We start from the raw sequence: 13968 nt of genomic DNA on the forward strand, positions 1-13968 counted from the left end.
ATTTGTCATGACGATAGAAATTCAAGTACCAGATATTGGTGCCGATGAGGTTGAAGTTACCGAGATTCTGGTCAAGGTTGGCGATGTCGTTGCCGCGGATCAGTCGCTATTAAGCGTAGAAGGTGATAAGGCATCCATGGAAGTGCCCGCAGCCGTTGCCGGTACTGTTAAAGAAATTAAAGTTAGCGTGGGCGATAAAGTTAAAACCGGTAGCCTGATTATGGTGTTTGCCGGTGACGACGTTAAGCCCGCCGCTGCAGCCGCGCCAGCACCTGCGAAAGCAGAGGCACCGGCTACTGAAAACGCTGCTGCCCCGGCCACTGCTGAGCTAAAAGAGGTCGCTGTACCGGATATTGGCGGTGACGAAGTGGAAGTGACTGAGATTATGGTCAAAGTCGGCGATACTGTCACGGCTGAGCAATCACTGTTAAGCGTTGAAGGTGATAAAGCCTCAATGGAAGTGCCTGCGCCGTTCGCCGGTGTGGTCAAAGAGATCAAGGTGCAAACGGGCGGTAAAGTGAAAACGGGTAGCCTGATTATGGTGTTTGAAGTGGCGGGTTCTGCGAAAGCGGCTACGCCAGCGCCTGCCAGCGCACCAGCCGCAGCTAGCGCATCTGCAGCGCCCGTGGCAGAGCAAGCAAGCAGCACCGAGCAAAAAGAGGTTGCGGTACCCGATATCGGCGGTGATGAAGTGGAAGTCACCGAGATTATGGTTAAAGTTGGCGACAAGGTTGCTGCCGATCAATCGCTACTGAGCGTTGAAGGTGATAAAGCCTCAATGGAAGTGCCAGCACCGTTCGCCGGTGTGGTAAAAGACATCAAAGTACAAACCGGTAGCAAGGTAAAAACCGGCAGCCTGATTATGGTGTTTGAAGTGGCCGGTTCTGCCAAAGCGACCGCACCTGCCTCTGCACCAGCAGCTGCCAGTGCACCAGCATCTGCCAGTGCGCCTGCTAGCACACCAGCGGCTGCAACAGCGTCAGCACCTGCTCCGGCTCAAGCGGATGGCTTTGTCGAAAACAGCGCCTATGCTCACGCTTCGCCAGTGATTCGCCGCTTAGCACGCGAATTTGGGATTAATCTGGCTAAGGTGAAAGGCTCGGGTCGTAAAGGTCGTGTGGTCAAAGAAGACGTACAAAACTACGTGAAACAATTAGTGAAGCAAGTGGAAAGCGGAGTAGCTCCGGCGGCAGGCGCAACCACTGGCGGCAATAATATGGGTTTTGACTTACTGGCATGGCCAAAGGTCGATTTTGCCAAGTTTGGCGAAGTAGAAACCAAAGCCTTGTCGCGTATTCAAAAGCTCTCAGGTGCTAACTTGCATCGGAACTGGGTACGTATTCCGCATGTTACGCAGTTTGACGAAGCCGATATCACCGGCTTAGAAGACTTCCGCAAAGAGCAAAACACCCTGGCCGAGAAAAAGAAAATGGGCGTGAAGTACACACCGCTCGTGTTCATTATGAAAGCCGTGGCCAAGGCGTTGGAAGAATTCCCAACCTTTAATAGCTCATTATCAGAAGACGGTGCTAGCCTGATCCTGAAAAAATACATCCACCTTGGCATTGCGGTGGACACACCAAACGGCTTAGTGGTACCGGTAGTACGGGATGTTAACAAAAAAGGCATTATCGAATTGTCGCGTGAGCTGCAGGACATTTCAGTTAAAGCCCGTGATGGCAAACTAACTGCCAGCGATATGCAAGGTGGCTGTTTTACTATCTCTAGCTTAGGTGGCATTGGCGGTACAGCCTTTACGCCTATCGTTAATGCGCCTGAAGTGGCTATTTTGGGTGTCTCAAAATCGGAGATTAAACCAAAATGGAACGGCAAAGACTTTGAACCTAAGTTAATGCTGCCCTTATCAGTATCGTACGACCATCGGGTAATTGACGGCGCAATGGCGGCACGCTTTACTGCCACCTTAGCCAGTTACCTGGCCGATATTCGGCAAATTATTATGTAAAACCGGCTTACGCCACGATAAAAGCGGCTTTTGCCGTTAACGTGGCGTAATGTTGCATTATTAATTTTAGATTATTAGTGCAATCTTAGGTTACAGAGCGGCGGCTCTGATGTTAAAATTCCGCCACTTTTTTCGCCTGATAGCTGTACCCTACAACGATACGCTGTCAGATAACCGACTTAATGAAAAGGTAAAACCATGAGCAACGATATTAAAACCCAAGTAGTAGTAGTGGGCGCTGGCCCTGGTGGTTACTCTGCAGCCTTCCGTGCCGCAGATTTAGGTTTAGAAGTAACCTTAGTGGAAGCACGTAGCACCTTAGGTGGCGTATGTTTAAACGTAGGCTGTATCCCATCAAAAGCGCTATTACACGTTGCAAAAGTGATTGATGATGCCCGCGAAATGGCTTCACACGGTGTGACCTTTGATGCACCGCAAATTGATTTAGACAAAATTCGCGAGTGGAAAGACAAAGTGGTTGGTCAATTAACCAACGGCTTAGCCGGTATGTCGAAAATGCGTAAAGTTAAGGTCGTTAACGGTTTCGGTAAATTTACTGGCGCTAACACCTTACAGGTTGGCGATACCACTATCACGTTTGAACACGCTATTATTGCTGCCGGTTCTGAGCCAGTAGCCCTGCCATTTATTCCAAAAAATGATCCACGCGTTATCGACTCTACTGGCGCGCTGGAATTAAAAGATATTCCTGGCGAAATGCTGGTATTAGGTGGCGGTATTATCGGTCTGGAAATGGGTACTGTTTACCGTGCCCTGGGTTCTAAAGTATCAGTAGTAGAATTTGCTGATCAGTTAGTCCCTGCAGCTGATGCTGACATCGTGAAAGCGTACACCAAGTACAACAGCAAGCATTTCAATATCATGCTGTCGACCAAAGTCACTGCGGTAGAAGCGAAAGACGACGGTTTATACGTGACGTTTGAAGGCAAAAACGCCCCTGCTAACCCAGTGCGTTACGACAAGATCTTAGTTGCCGTTGGCCGTAAGCCAAACGGTAACCTGTTAGACGCCGCTAAAGCCGGCGTAAACGTGGATGAGCGTGGCTTTATCAATGTAGATAAGCAACTGCGCACCAACGTTGGCCATATCTATGCTATTGGTGATGTGATTGGTCAGCCTATGTTAGCGCACAAAGCTGTCCATGAAGGTCACGTTGCCGCTGAAGTTATCTCTGGCTTAAAGCACTTCTTCGATCCACGCTGCATTCCATCAGTAGCCTATACCGATCCAGAAATGGCGTGGACTGGCGTAACCGAGAAAGAAGCGAAAGAGCAAGGCTTAAAGTACGAAACAGCGACCTTCCCATGGGCAGCGTCTGGCCGTGCTATCGCCTCAGCCCGTACTGAAGGCTTCACTAAGTTAATCTTCGACAAAGACACACACCGTATCATTGGTGGCGCTATTGTCGGTATTAACGCCGGTGAAATGCTGGGCGAAATCTGCTTAGCGGTAGAAATGGGTGCCGACGCTGAAGATATCGCGTTAACCATCCACGCTCACCCAACGCTAAACGAGTCTATCGGTTTAGCCGCAGAGATCTACGAAGGTTCAATCACTGACTTGCCAAACCCAAAAGCGAAGAAGAAATAATTTTTCTAAGTTGAGTGTTTGAGTTAAGTTTTTAAAGTAAAGGCCGCGAATGCGGCCTTTGTTGTTAATGATACTAATCTCATTACATCTGACGCCGAGATCCAATAGCTAGGGCGTTACTCGAATAGATGGCGTGTCGCTTCCATTTGCTGGTGGAGTATTCGCAGGACAAAAAGATTACCATCAGTACTCCGGTAGAAAATAGCATGGTGTTGATGATCGTGGCGCCGGATATTCTTGCCACTCTCTTCACTGGCAATGCCAATAAAGGGATGTTCAGAGAGTAACGCCAATACCTTTTCTAGATCTTGCGTATAAGCATCAGCCTGACTGACACCAAAATTTAGCAGGGTGTATTCGTAAATAGCGGAAAAGTCTTCAGCGGCAAGCCGCGAAAGTTTATACATTGTGCTTTTGTTTCACCTGAGCGGCGATTTGGCTTAGTGTTAAATCACTTATTCCGCTTTGCTCGCCTGCTGCCACAGCCTGTCGTAACGCGACCAGTTGTTTTTCCTGACGTTCCAGTAATCTTAGTGCTGAGCGCACTACTTCACTGGTGGAACCATACCGGCCTGTGGCAATTAATTCGCTAATAAAGTCGTCCAATTGTGCGCCAATTGTCACACTGGTTGTTCTAGCCATTAGTCGCTCCTGTATGATTAGTTAACACAAATTGTAGCCCAATTAGGCTAAAAGTGCTCCGAATATCGTTAGCTTGCGCAGTAAAGTTCGGCAGAAGTTGTTACCATAGCCACAGGTAATAACTGCATTTAATGCTGGAGCTTGAAGATGGATTTAGACGACGCGCAAGACTGGGCCTGGTGTGACAGCCAGTTTGCGGCCATTGAAACTTACTTAAAAACGCAGCAAATCCCGCATGGTATGATTTGCGACTGGCCGGAATGGTATACCGCGCCTTATGTCGGGTTATGGGCAGTCGAAAACCCAGAGGATCCGGGGTTTGTTGGGCACTGGATTCTGGCTGGCGATAGCACCGGTGTACAACCCCAACCCGTGCCGTTTGATCACCTTAGCGCCACCGATTTACCCGAACCCCGTGATGCGATGGCCGCTTTTGCGCGTAAATGGACCACGCTCGCCGCAGCCGCCAATAAAGGTATAGCGTGGCAAGGCAGCCCAGAGCTTAGCGGCGATTTGGCCACGAAGGCGAAACAACTTAGCCGTCAGGCGCAGTTGCTAGCGTTGTGGGCGGCTGATGATGAGTTGTGGTATGTGGATTAACCTGATCTTCCTTCGGGGTCAGATACCAAAACCTTGTCATTAGATCGCAAAATCTAATCAAATGATGTACCAGCTTGGTGTAATGGCACAGTTATCCCAGCAACGTCTTTAAGGACTACAAAATGAAATCTTGGTTGCTAACCATCTTGCTGGCAGTAAGCCTGTTTTTGGCGATTAGTTGGTATCAAGCGCGCGATTTATTGGCTGAAAATAGCCTTGCGCCCGCGTTTATTGCGATAACCGGACAAGATCAGTTATTTCGCTCAACCCAGCTCCAAGGTCAAAAAACCTTACTGTATTTTTTTGCGCCTTGGTGCGGGATTTGCCGACTGAGTATGCCAAACCTCAAATACTTAGCGGCCGATAACGAAGGACTCGCGGTTTATGCCGTTGCGCTGCAATATGATTCAGCCGAGCAGGTAAGCGAGTTTATCGCTGATTTAGACTTACAGGTGCCGGTATTGCTGGGTAATCAGCAAATGGCAACGGATTACCAGATTCAAGCTTTTCCTACCTATTATGTGATTGATGAAAAAGGTCAAATTACCGCTAAGTCACTGGGGTATAGCACGGCGCTGGGGCTATGGCTGCGCAGCCGTTAGCGATAGTTGTCCTGCTAAGTGAGCTTATATCGCTGGTTATGCGTTAACCAACGTAGTAGTAAATCCCTGTGTTGGCTATTTTATGTTAGCCTAAACCTAGTTGATTTAAAGAGGTATGCAATCCCCGTGCATCTTGAAAGAGGAAACGGGTATACTAGGTTTAGATTTTATGCCCAAAGAGAATGTTATGCCGCAAACCGATATGCAAACTCGCTTAATTGCATTGGCAGAGGCAAATGCAGAAATCGCCGCGCTATGGTTATATGGTTCGCGCGCCCGAGGCACCGCCCATGCTGACAGCGATTATGATTTAGCTGTATTGTTTAATACTTATCAGCCGGATCCACTGGAGCGCCGCTTAGCACCTGAATTATTAGCGATGGCTTGGCAGCGTGAGTTACCTGCTATCCAACTGTCAGTTATTGATGTGCAGCAAGTGCCATTGCCTTTGGCTTTTACTGTCGTTAGCGACAATCGGCTGCTTTACTGCTGTGACGATTTCGCCCGGCTGGAGTTTGAGCGTCGTACCCTGTCAAAATGGGAAATAGATCATCTTTATCATAAGGCGCATTATGCTTAATGCCTATTTAGATCATATAGAAGAACATTGCAACGCTTGTCTGGAATTGCTGGAACAACTTGCCACCACGGCGAGTAAGCAACCCTTATCCCGCATAGAACAAAGTGCGGCTGAACGGCAGTTACAAGTGTTGGTAGAAGCAGCAATTGGGATTGCCAAGCATTGGGTTAAGGCGCAAAGTGGATCTGCACCAAGCGATGCTTATAGTAGCTTTGAAAAGCTGAGCCAACTCGGCAAGTTAGACCAAAGCGAGCTATTGCAGTGGCGAAAAATTATTGGCTTGCGTAATGCGTTAGTACATGATTATTTAAATTTTAGTGTTGAGGTATTGCAGCGTGTACTGATAAAGCGGCAATTTGTTCAGGTGTTTCAGTTTATGCAGAAGGCCAGCGCAGCCTTACGTTAAAAGTAATATCGTTAATCAGGGATGATGGATGCGAGTTTTATCAAGTGTGATTTTGCTGCTATGCGCGGTTTTCTCTCAAAATACTTTCGCCCAGCAGCAGTATACCGAGGCAACGTGTTTACTCTTGCAGCAGCAAATTGACCGTTTTGCGGCGCAGCCAGAAAGTCGGCATTATCGGCAAGCTCTGCGGGATTTTAACCAGCATTGCCAAAATCCCATAGCCGCACCCGCTAAGCCGCTGGTGTTAAGTAATGTGCCGACTAAAACGATTGCGTCTTCTACGGTAGCTAGCTCAGCCACCGAGCCTGTAGTTTTAACTGCCACGCCTGAAAACACTGCCGCGGTACCATTTAAGCTTGATATGGGCGCTATGATGTTCAGCCTATTTCAGCCGCATATTCCTTACATCGTTATTTTCCTGGTGGCGTTAATATTATTTCGCCTGGTCTTTTGGCTGTTGTTTGCTAATCAGGCGCAGTTTTTGGGGGCTATGGCTGAATGGCAATTACACCGTGTGTTGTTACAGCGGTTGCCAGAAGGTTATCAGCACTATCGTAATCTGGTCTTGCAGACGGCGCAGGGCGATTTAACCGAGATTGATCATCTGGTACTGAGCCGTTTTGGTATTTTTGTGGTGGAAGTAAAAAACTACCGGGGCTGGATCTTCGGTAGTGAGCAGCAGGACTATTGGACAGTACAGCATTTTCGGCGTAAACACCGTTTTCAAAATCCGTTGCGGCAGAATTATAAGCATACAGAGGCAGTAAAATTCGCCTTGGGCTTAACTTCGCAAGATTGCAGACAAGTGCATTCGGTGGTGGCTTTTAGTGAGCGCGCTAAGCTAAAAACACCTTTGCCTGCGCATGTGTGTTATATCCGGCGAGTAGCAGATTATATACAACAGTTTTCCCAGCCTTGTTTTAATGATGAGCAACTTAGGCAGTTTGCTGCCAAGCTCAATGTTACAGCCTCTGCGAAATCTGCGATGCGTAAAGCCCATAAACAACAGGTTACCGGACCGCATCGCTAGCGAGGGACAATAGTGTTGTAAAGGCACTGCATTTCTGTAATGATTATTGGTTGATAACTTAAAAAAGGATTTTTATGAAAAAGTTTCTATTGCTGTTACTCGTAATAGCTGGCATCTACCATTTTCAAGGTAGTAATTTAAGCCAAGGGTTTGAGGAAGGGTTCCAAAATGTTGTGGCAGAGCAACACGACGGCCCTAAACAACATCTATCTGCTCAGCAGCGTGAATTACAAAAAACGCTATTGCGTATCCGTAATAATGGCCCCTTTCCATACGACCGGGATGGTATTACTTTTCATAATCGAGAACGTCTGTTGCCTATTAAACACAGTGGTTATTACCGGGAATATACTGTAGATACACCTGGCCTTTCTCATCGTGGCCCGAGGCGTGTGGTTACGGGAGGGAACCCACCTGATGTTTTTTACTATACAGAAGATCATTACAAATCTTTCCGGCAAATTAGCGGCGTTCCATGAATTTACCTAACATAAACAGCCATATTTCTCTATTGCATGCTGTTGCCCCCGCCAACACTATAGGTTTAACAGCTAACAACATAGTTAACCGAGAGACCATTTTAAACAGCTTGCAGCATTCTTTTCGGTTTCCTGACTATTTTGGGGGTAACTTTGATGCGGCCTACGATCTATTGCTGGATGAAGTGGATACGTTAAAAAACTCAACGGTTTGGCGTTTTGCCATCGATGGCAAGGCGAATGTTGACGAACAGGCGCTGGTTTATTGGCAGCAACTTATGCGGGATACTCAAGATTATGCGAGTACTAAAGGTATCGCGCTTGATATTGAGCTTTATATTGAGCCTTGCTAAAGAACCTTCGGGGTAAGAACCTTCGAAGAACCTTCGGGGTCAGATACCGAGGAGCCTCGTTACTTTCGCCATTAGCATGGCCCTCAGTATTCTGCCCGGCTCGGTTAGCCTCGCGGGTGCTCTTGGCTTTTTACCCTGTCGGCGTGTATCAGTAATTTCTTTGTGGTCAAATACTTTCAAGAAACCAAAGGCAAAACGTTGGAATAGATGTAACCCAAGGGGATTGTCAAAATGAGCGAAAAGCGCTCGGAAAGTCGTTAGCTTGCGAAGTAAAGTCCGGCAGAAGTTGTTACCAAAGACATAGGTAACAACTTCATTCAATGCGGTAGCTTGAAGATGGATTTTGACGACGCGCAAAACTGGGCCTGGTGTAACAGCCAGTTTGCGGCCATTGGAAACTTACGTAAAAACCCAGAAAATCCCGCATGGCGTTATTTGCGATTGGTCGGAAAGGTATACCGCGCCTTATGTTGGGTTATGGGCATTAGAAGACCCTGAAGATCTGGAGTTTGTCGGACACTGGATTCTGGCTGGCGATAGTACTGGGGGGCAACCCCAACCCGTGCCGTTTGACCACCAAGGTGAAACAACTGAGCCGTCAAGCGCAGTTACTAGCCTTGTGGGCGGCTGATGATGAGTTGTGGGATGTAGATTAGTGTTAAATCGCTAATCGCCCACGCCGGAGTTACGATCACTATGCTGCAAGCTGTCGATGACGATTACCACTGCCAAGAGTTCCGCTGTCCACTCTGGTTTTGGATCTGAACCGTATAGGTATCAGACCAACTAAACCACTTTTTGGAAATGCTCGCCACCAATTGGCCTTGTTGCCGGATCTCGTATTCGTGCTGCCAAAAGTTGCCAGTCATTTCCAGCGGCCCTTGCGGGGTTTGCACCATAAACTTACTGGTTAGAAACGCCCAAAAGCGCTTACGCACTAGCCAAACGAGCTAAGATATAGAAGGCTGAAATCATCTGAAAAACTAGGCAGCACTCGTACTTAAAAAAGCTTTGGAAACTGACGCCTTAAAACAAAAAACACGCAGACGATAATGTCATGCGCGTTTTTCGTCAAATCAGCGGGGTACTATTTACGCTTACGTAGTTGCAGTAATACTAAGCCACCGGCTAATAAAGCAATTGTAGCAGGCGCTGGAACGGGGACGCTGTTTGTTCCAACTTCTACACGTATAGCAGATCTAGCTTTCTCTTCGTTATTGACAGATGCCGTAAGCGCAAATGTATATATGCCATTAGCATTTGCATCAAAAGACTGACCGCTTGGAGGAGTAATAAAAGTTGGATTACCATTATTGCTCAAAAAATTGAAATTGAGGTTTTGAGAGCCCTGTAAAGTATAGGTAAGTATTCCATTGTCTATTTGCTCTACAAATTTCCAATCTTTTAAACCAGTAGTACTCAATTGGTTTAGATTTAAAACGCCATGTGTTGATTTTGAATTATCTGAATTTGGATTGAAATCATAAAAAAGCTCAAATACATATCCATCTGGGTTACCAGATGAAGCTAAATTATCTAGGCTTGGGAAATTAACATAGAAATTGAAATTCCATAATGCGCCTTCAAGAATAGATCCCTGTGGTGTATTTTTGCCTGGTTCAGCATAAAAAGTGCCTGCGCCATTGTTAGATAAAGGCGAGTTGTTATAACGGCCATGGGCTGACAAACCTAAAGTAAAGTTACGAAATCTAGAGATAGCAACTGCATCATTAGGAATACCTGAACCACCCCAGGTTGCGCTGGGTAAAGGAACAAATTCGTCAAAAGTTGGAGTAATAATGGCAGCTTGTGCGGCAGCAGTTAACCCACACAGCAACAATATGCTTTGCAATGTTTTCGTTAAGCTAGGGATAAAAGTAGACTTTTTCATACGATACTTCCTTAGTACTGCGTGCTGATAATACAAAAGCACTATGCTATAGCTATGTTAAGCAATAATCACGCCATTTATTTTATTTTAAATAAAAACAATAGCTTATGATTTCCCTGTTTTTGGGGCAAAGGTAAGTGTAAAAGAACCTGACAGCGATTAATGCGCGGTTAATATTTCGCCTGTTAACCTAGTAAGGTATTTATTAGCATCGCTTGCAGTTAAGGTCTTATTTTAGTGATCGGCTTTATGTCGTAGCAAGCTACTTTTTACCTTCAGCAGCAACCTAGGCATAACGGCATAACAGGTGTTATTGCGGCATGGGTTATGTAACTAAGGTAGTAGGAGAGCGCCATGAAATCTACAGACACGCCAAACCGCTCAGGCTTATCAACAAATCCCCCCGGAGAGGTGGCGAGTAACTTGGGTACACAGGCAAAAAAATACAACACAGCAGCAAGCCATTCTGGCACAACGGGAAGCAATGTGGTGTTGCATCCCTCTGCTGGCGCGTCGAGTAAAAGTGTTGTATTTAAAGATGCAAATTATGCGGATGCCAAGCCTGTAGCAACGGCACAACAGAACGCGCCTACACCCTTCTTAGCCGCGGATGCACCACGTCAGCACACGGCATCGCTGCTGAAAAATACCTGCTATGGCCGAGGTTACGAAACCAGCCATCAAGACTTAGCCGATATTATCGATAGCTTGCACTAAGGGTGTGGGCATAGCGTTAAACCCGAAAGCGTTACGCTAGGGGTGAAGCTATCGTGTTAAAACCACGTATAGCGGTTAAAATTAGCATAGCGGTTAAAAACCCGTACAGCTCTTATAACTATGCTCAGCCGTTTAAACGTTTAGGCCCATAAAATACTTAACATAATGACGCCGACTAAAGCAGTTAGTGCCATCAGATTATAGATGGAGCTGACCAACCAAAACTTTAGCAGTGTTTTGCGCCAATTTTGCGCATAATAATATTTCTGGAATAGCAGCAAATACAATGGGATCCAGAATAATACCCCTTGCGCCAACCAACTGACGGGGGTTGTAAGCCACAATAGGCTGATACCTTCTTGCAGTGCGAATGCGGTGAGTTTTCCTGCCAGCAATTCTAGTGCTAAGTAAAGCACACTAAATTGCAATATAAAGCTGTGGCTATGCAGCGCTACGATCAGGTGTTCGGTATAAAAACGCCCACTGCGGCAATAAACCAGTTTTAATAACAACGCAAACATGGGTAGCAACACCAACAGCATTTGCGGCGCTAAGCTAAAAAATTTATTAATAGCCAACTTAGGGTTTGCGCTTAGCTCGGTCAGTTTTCGGCCAAAGGTGCTGTTTTCATCGCTCGATAAAAAGTCTAAATCCATCCCTTCGGCTTTGGCATCGGTTTGAATTTGCGTCATTAATTCTTGCTGAAATTGCACTGCATCAACCGGCGCGCCGGTGACAACCGAGGGCAGGGTAGCACTCTCGTCATTTAAGGTTACCGCATTATTCGGCAGCAATTTTGCCAACAATAAAAAGGCGATAATCGACGTAAATAAATACAAACGTAGCGGTGGAACATAAGGCACGCGATGCCCAGCCACATACCGACGACTTAAAAAGCTGGGGCGAAACCACAAAGGCAACAAGGTGCGCCAAACACGGGCATCCCAGTTACTAAACTCGCCAAAAAACTCTGTTACCACACCGCCAACATGGCGAATGTGATGTTTTTTTTCTTGGCCACATTGATGGCAAAAATTACCCTGTAATACGGTATAACAATTATCGCACTGCCGTGTTGTTGCATCCATTTCTTGATTACACGCTGCTAAGGTGTCTTTATTAAATAGTACGTGAAAACAATGTTTTAGCAAGTGCTGCTAAGTGTTATTTGGGATCTGATCCCGAAAGGGCCTAAGCTTAATTACTATATAGCAATTATTAGCGCGATACGGTAAACAGCTAATATGTACTCCTTTATCTGCTAATATGTCATTAAACTGCAAACTGACTAAAAGAGAGTCTTAACGAATGTATTTTGCAATATTACGTAACGCTTTATGGTTAATTTTGGCCTTGCCACTTTCTGTGCTGGCAACTGAACCGCAGCAAGCGGTCTTTGCTCAGTTTTTTCAACAATTAAGCTTACAGTGCGGTAAAGCTTATCCAGGTAAATTGACCTTGGAGCCGCCAGGCGATGATATGCTAACGGGTACTGAATTGTTGATTGTGCATTTTCGCGAATGTAGCGAAACACAATTAAAAGTTCCTTTTCATATAGAGTTGGAAGCAAGCCAAGAGTGGAATCGTTCTCGGACGTGGATTTTTACCAAGCATGCAGATAGGCTGGAGCTGCGGCATGATCATCGTACTAAAGCAGGTACTGATGACAAGATCACCATGTATGGTGGTTTTTCGTATGGTGAAGGCAGCGTTATTCGGCATGACTTTCAGTCGGTAGAGAGAACCGCTGAGTCTGGCTTTTATCGAGGCTGGCGGATCGAAATTGAACCCGGTGTGCGCTATACCTATGGCACGGTCCGCGGTAAGGAATGGAGCTGGCGCATTGATTTTGATTTAAGCCAGCCTCTACCTGAAATCCCACCCGCACCTTGGGGTCATTCGCCTTAAGCTAATAAGGATTTTTGCGTTGAGTCTTGCCGTAGTGTTCTAAGCTTGTTAGCATTTAGTATCACTACTTCAAGGATGAATTATGCGCTACGGGCTTCTTGCTTTATCCTGCATTTTACTGGCGTCGCCATGGGTTTATAGCCAACAGCAATATACAGAATCGGCCTGTATTTTGTTGGAGCACCAAGCTAAACGCTTTAGCCAAGATCCCTTTGGTAGAATTTATCAAGAAAGTAAGTATCAGCTCGAGACTTATTGCAGTAATCCTATTCCTAGGCCGATTGATGTCGCAAACTTTGTGCCTGATAACCAAATCCGCACGGTAAGGCCAATTAGTCCGCCTCCCGCCTTAACGTTAAAACAAATGATGGCCGCTGAAACCAGTCCAGTAGTGGCAGCGACGCCCTTGGCAACGTCGGAAAAATCTGCGTCGGCAGCCGTTATGGGGCCGATGCCGGACGAAACCGCCAGTGTATTCGATAACAAACAAAACGTATTAGCCATTCCGCTCGTGGTTTTACTCGGTTTTATCCTACTCCGAAGCATTATGCGTAGGCAATCTTAGCAGCGTTAATCGCTTCGTTTGACCGTCAGCTTAATGAGTGGATTGGTGAGTTAGGCGTTCAGGAGCTGACCCAGTAGGTTCTTATGGCCACAAGATTAATTGCCCGAATAAGTAGGTTGTTTTCTGCTTGGGATGATTGTTCTGCGAAGCTTAAGCTGGGTGTTGATTTGCTGCTTAAAGTGCTCACTGCCAAGCACCCACTCACCTTGGCTGGCTAAACGGATCTCAGCAAGTACTTTATCAGAAAAAGGTTTTTCAAAAAGATCCCGATAACATTCCTGTTGTTCCTCTGTCGTTTTACCCAAACCTAAATAAGCCGGTAACGGCTGCCAAAGTTGAATGGCTTTACCCAATGCATTCGCCTGATAGCTTGACCAGGGATAAGCTGCAGGATGATCAACCATACCTGCTCTAACCGGATTAAGCTCAATGTAACGGCTAACAGCTAAACAATAACGATCATTATCAACCAAGGTTGCTTTATATCTTCCTTCCCAGAGCGTGCCGGTTCTGCCATAGTTTTTATTAACGTACCGCACATAATAACGTCCCAAGTCTTGCATCATCAGGCTGAGGCCATTTTCTATCTGCGGCGTTGCCAGTAAGTGCACATGATTA

Annotated in this window: 19 protein-coding genes; 13 read left to right on the forward strand and 6 right to left on the reverse strand. The window is 46.3% G+C overall.

Annotated features, from left to right (window positions below; translation table 11 throughout):
* Nucleotides 1-7: 7 nt before the first annotated feature.
* Entirely contained in the window at nucleotides 8-1966 is a 1959-nt protein-coding gene (gene aceF / locus IE070_RS15320) for a pyruvate dehydrogenase complex dihydrolipoyllysine-residue acetyltransferase (RefSeq protein ID WP_189484074.1), read from the forward strand.
* Nucleotides 1967-2164: 198 nt separating this feature from the next.
* The gene (lpdA, locus tag IE070_RS15325; protein ID WP_189484075.1) at nucleotides 2165-3577 is read left to right on the forward strand and encodes a dihydrolipoyl dehydrogenase; all 1413 of its coding nucleotides are present in this window, start codon (nucleotides 2165-2167) and stop codon (nucleotides 3575-3577) included.
* Between the two features lie 116 nt (nucleotides 3578-3693).
* On the opposite strand, the gene IE070_RS15330 is transcribed toward lpdA, so the two are convergent.
* Nucleotides 3694-3984, reverse strand: coding sequence for a type II toxin-antitoxin system RelE/ParE family toxin (locus IE070_RS15330; RefSeq protein ID WP_189484076.1), 291 nt, complete (start codon nucleotides 3982-3984; stop codon nucleotides 3694-3696).
* Nucleotides 3977-4219: a type II toxin-antitoxin system ParD family antitoxin gene (locus IE070_RS15335; protein ID WP_189429784.1), complete on the reverse strand. Its 243-nt coding sequence runs from the start codon at nucleotides 4217-4219 to the stop codon at nucleotides 3977-3979. Before IE070_RS15335 ends, IE070_RS15330 begins: the two co-directional genes overlap by 8 nt.
* 147 nt (nucleotides 4220-4366) lie before the next feature.
* On the opposite strand from IE070_RS15335, the gene IE070_RS15340 reads away from it, so the two are divergent.
* The 8 genes from IE070_RS15340 to IE070_RS15375 all read left to right on the forward strand — a co-directional run bounded on the left by IE070_RS15340 (nucleotide 4367) and on the right by IE070_RS15375 (nucleotide 8900).
* A complete protein-coding gene (locus IE070_RS15340; protein WP_189484077.1) occupies nucleotides 4367-4819 on the forward strand; it encodes a DUF4826 family protein in 453 nt (150 codons plus the stop codon).
* A 122-nt stretch (nucleotides 4820-4941) separates the two neighbouring features.
* A complete protein-coding gene (locus tag IE070_RS15345; RefSeq protein WP_189484078.1) occupies nucleotides 4942-5421 on the forward strand; it encodes a TlpA family protein disulfide reductase in 480 nt (159 codons plus the stop codon).
* A gap of 169 nt (nucleotides 5422-5590) precedes the next feature.
* On the forward strand, nucleotides 5591-6001 hold the full coding sequence (gene mntA, locus IE070_RS15350; protein WP_229797101.1) for a type VII toxin-antitoxin system MntA family adenylyltransferase antitoxin: 411 nt from the start codon (nucleotides 5591-5593) through the stop codon (nucleotides 5999-6001).
* Complete coding sequence (gene hepT / locus IE070_RS15355) at nucleotides 5994-6407, forward strand: type VII toxin-antitoxin system HepT family RNase toxin (protein ID WP_189484079.1); 414 nt, start codon at nucleotides 5994-5996, stop codon at nucleotides 6405-6407. The genes mntA and hepT overlap by 8 nt, the downstream gene beginning before the upstream one ends.
* 28 nt (nucleotides 6408-6435) lie before the next feature.
* The gene (locus IE070_RS15360; RefSeq protein WP_189484080.1) at nucleotides 6436-7437 is read left to right on the forward strand and encodes a nuclease-related domain-containing protein; all 1002 of its coding nucleotides are present in this window, start codon (nucleotides 6436-6438) and stop codon (nucleotides 7435-7437) included.
* 74 nt (nucleotides 7438-7511) lie between these two features.
* Entirely contained in the window at nucleotides 7512-7916 is a 405-nt protein-coding gene (locus IE070_RS15365; RefSeq protein WP_189484081.1) for a guanyl-specific ribonuclease, read from the forward strand.
* Complete coding sequence (locus IE070_RS15370; RefSeq protein ID WP_189484082.1) at nucleotides 7913-8269, forward strand: barstar family protein; 357 nt, start codon at nucleotides 7913-7915, stop codon at nucleotides 8267-8269. The genes IE070_RS15365 and IE070_RS15370 overlap by 4 nt, the downstream gene beginning before the upstream one ends.
* Before the next feature lie 343 nt (nucleotides 8270-8612).
* A complete protein-coding gene (locus IE070_RS15375) occupies nucleotides 8613-8900 on the forward strand; it encodes a DUF4826 family protein (RefSeq protein WP_229797102.1) in 288 nt (95 codons plus the stop codon).
* Between the two features lie 88 nt (nucleotides 8901-8988).
* Here the strand turns inward: IE070_RS15375 and IE070_RS16690 are convergent, their stop codons facing one another.
* Complete coding sequence (locus tag IE070_RS16690) at nucleotides 8989-9168, reverse strand: LURP-one-related family protein (protein ID WP_229797103.1); 180 nt, start codon at nucleotides 9166-9168, stop codon at nucleotides 8989-8991.
* Nucleotides 9169-9356: 188 nt separating this feature from the next.
* Nucleotides 9357-10160 carry a PEP-CTERM sorting domain-containing protein gene (locus tag IE070_RS15385; RefSeq protein ID WP_189484083.1) on the reverse strand — a complete coding sequence of 268 codons (804 nt, stop codon included), beginning with the start codon at nucleotides 10158-10160 and terminating at the stop codon, nucleotides 9357-9359.
* Between the two features lie 354 nt (nucleotides 10161-10514).
* Between IE070_RS15385 and IE070_RS15390 the strand changes: the two genes are divergently transcribed.
* Nucleotides 10515-10877 (forward strand): hypothetical protein, encoded by a 363-nt coding sequence (locus IE070_RS15390; protein WP_189484084.1) that lies wholly within the window; start codon nucleotides 10515-10517, stop codon nucleotides 10875-10877.
* Nucleotides 10878-11017: 140 nt separating this feature from the next.
* Here IE070_RS15390 and IE070_RS15395 read toward each other — a convergent pair whose 3' ends face one another.
* On the reverse strand, nucleotides 11018-12028 hold the full coding sequence (locus IE070_RS15395; protein ID WP_229797104.1) for a DUF3667 domain-containing protein: 1011 nt from the start codon (nucleotides 12026-12028) through the stop codon (nucleotides 11018-11020).
* Nucleotides 12029-12185: 157 nt separating this feature from the next.
* On the opposite strand from IE070_RS15395, the gene IE070_RS15400 reads away from it, so the two are divergent.
* Both IE070_RS15400 and IE070_RS15405 read left to right on the forward strand, forming a co-directional pair.
* Entirely contained in the window at nucleotides 12186-12785 is a 600-nt protein-coding gene (locus IE070_RS15400) for a hypothetical protein (RefSeq protein WP_189484086.1), read from the forward strand.
* An 82-nt stretch (nucleotides 12786-12867) separates the two neighbouring features.
* Nucleotides 12868-13350 (forward strand): hypothetical protein, encoded by a 483-nt coding sequence (locus IE070_RS15405; protein WP_189484087.1) that lies wholly within the window; start codon nucleotides 12868-12870, stop codon nucleotides 13348-13350.
* Nucleotides 13351-13445: 95 nt separating this feature from the next.
* On the opposite strand, the gene IE070_RS15410 is transcribed toward IE070_RS15405, so the two are convergent.
* Nucleotides 13446-13968, reverse strand: a 523-nt coding sequence (locus IE070_RS15410; protein WP_189484088.1) for a transposase, incomplete at its 5' end; no start/stop codon positions are given.

This window comes from Alishewanella tabrizica (assembly GCF_014652375.1).
GTDB classification, from domain to species: domain Bacteria; phylum Pseudomonadota; class Gammaproteobacteria; order Enterobacterales; family Alteromonadaceae; genus Alishewanella; species Alishewanella tabrizica.

What these genes read in the sequence shown, in the direction of transcription:
- aceF (WP_189484074.1), top strand. Translation starts at nt 8, where the DNA reads ATGACGATAGAAATTCAAGTACCAGATATTGGTGCCGATGAGGTTGAA.
- lpdA (WP_189484075.1), top strand. Translation starts at nt 2,165, where the DNA reads ATGAGCAACGATATTAAAACCCAAGTAGTAGTAGTGGGCGCTGGCCCT.
- IE070_RS15330 (WP_189484076.1), bottom strand. Translation starts at nt 3,984, where the DNA reads ATGTATAAACTTTCGCGGCTTGCCGCTGAAGACTTTTCCGCTATTTAC.
- IE070_RS15335 (WP_189429784.1), bottom strand. Translation starts at nt 4,219, where the DNA reads ATGGCTAGAACAACCAGTGTGACAATTGGCGCACAATTGGACGACTTT.
- IE070_RS15340 (WP_189484077.1), top strand. Translation starts at nt 4,367, where the DNA reads ATGGATTTAGACGACGCGCAAGACTGGGCCTGGTGTGACAGCCAGTTT.
- IE070_RS15345 (WP_189484078.1), top strand. Translation starts at nt 4,942, where the DNA reads ATGAAATCTTGGTTGCTAACCATCTTGCTGGCAGTAAGCCTGTTTTTG.
- mntA (WP_229797101.1), top strand. Translation starts at nt 5,591, where the DNA reads ATGCCCAAAGAGAATGTTATGCCGCAAACCGATATGCAAACTCGCTTA.
- hepT (WP_189484079.1), top strand. Translation starts at nt 5,994, where the DNA reads ATGCTTAATGCCTATTTAGATCATATAGAAGAACATTGCAACGCTTGT.
- IE070_RS15360 (WP_189484080.1), top strand. Translation starts at nt 6,436, where the DNA reads ATGCGAGTTTTATCAAGTGTGATTTTGCTGCTATGCGCGGTTTTCTCT.
- IE070_RS15365 (WP_189484081.1), top strand. Translation starts at nt 7,512, where the DNA reads ATGAAAAAGTTTCTATTGCTGTTACTCGTAATAGCTGGCATCTACCAT.
- IE070_RS15370 (WP_189484082.1), top strand. Translation starts at nt 7,913, where the DNA reads ATGAATTTACCTAACATAAACAGCCATATTTCTCTATTGCATGCTGTT.
- IE070_RS16690 (WP_229797103.1), bottom strand. Translation starts at nt 9,168, where the DNA reads ATGGTGCAAACCCCGCAAGGGCCGCTGGAAATGACTGGCAACTTTTGG.
- IE070_RS15385 (WP_189484083.1), bottom strand. Translation starts at nt 10,160, where the DNA reads ATGAAAAAGTCTACTTTTATCCCTAGCTTAACGAAAACATTGCAAAGC.
- IE070_RS15390 (WP_189484084.1), top strand. Translation starts at nt 10,515, where the DNA reads ATGAAATCTACAGACACGCCAAACCGCTCAGGCTTATCAACAAATCCC.
- IE070_RS15400 (WP_189484086.1), top strand. Translation starts at nt 12,186, where the DNA reads ATGTATTTTGCAATATTACGTAACGCTTTATGGTTAATTTTGGCCTTG.
- IE070_RS15405 (WP_189484087.1), top strand. Translation starts at nt 12,868, where the DNA reads ATGCGCTACGGGCTTCTTGCTTTATCCTGCATTTTACTGGCGTCGCCA.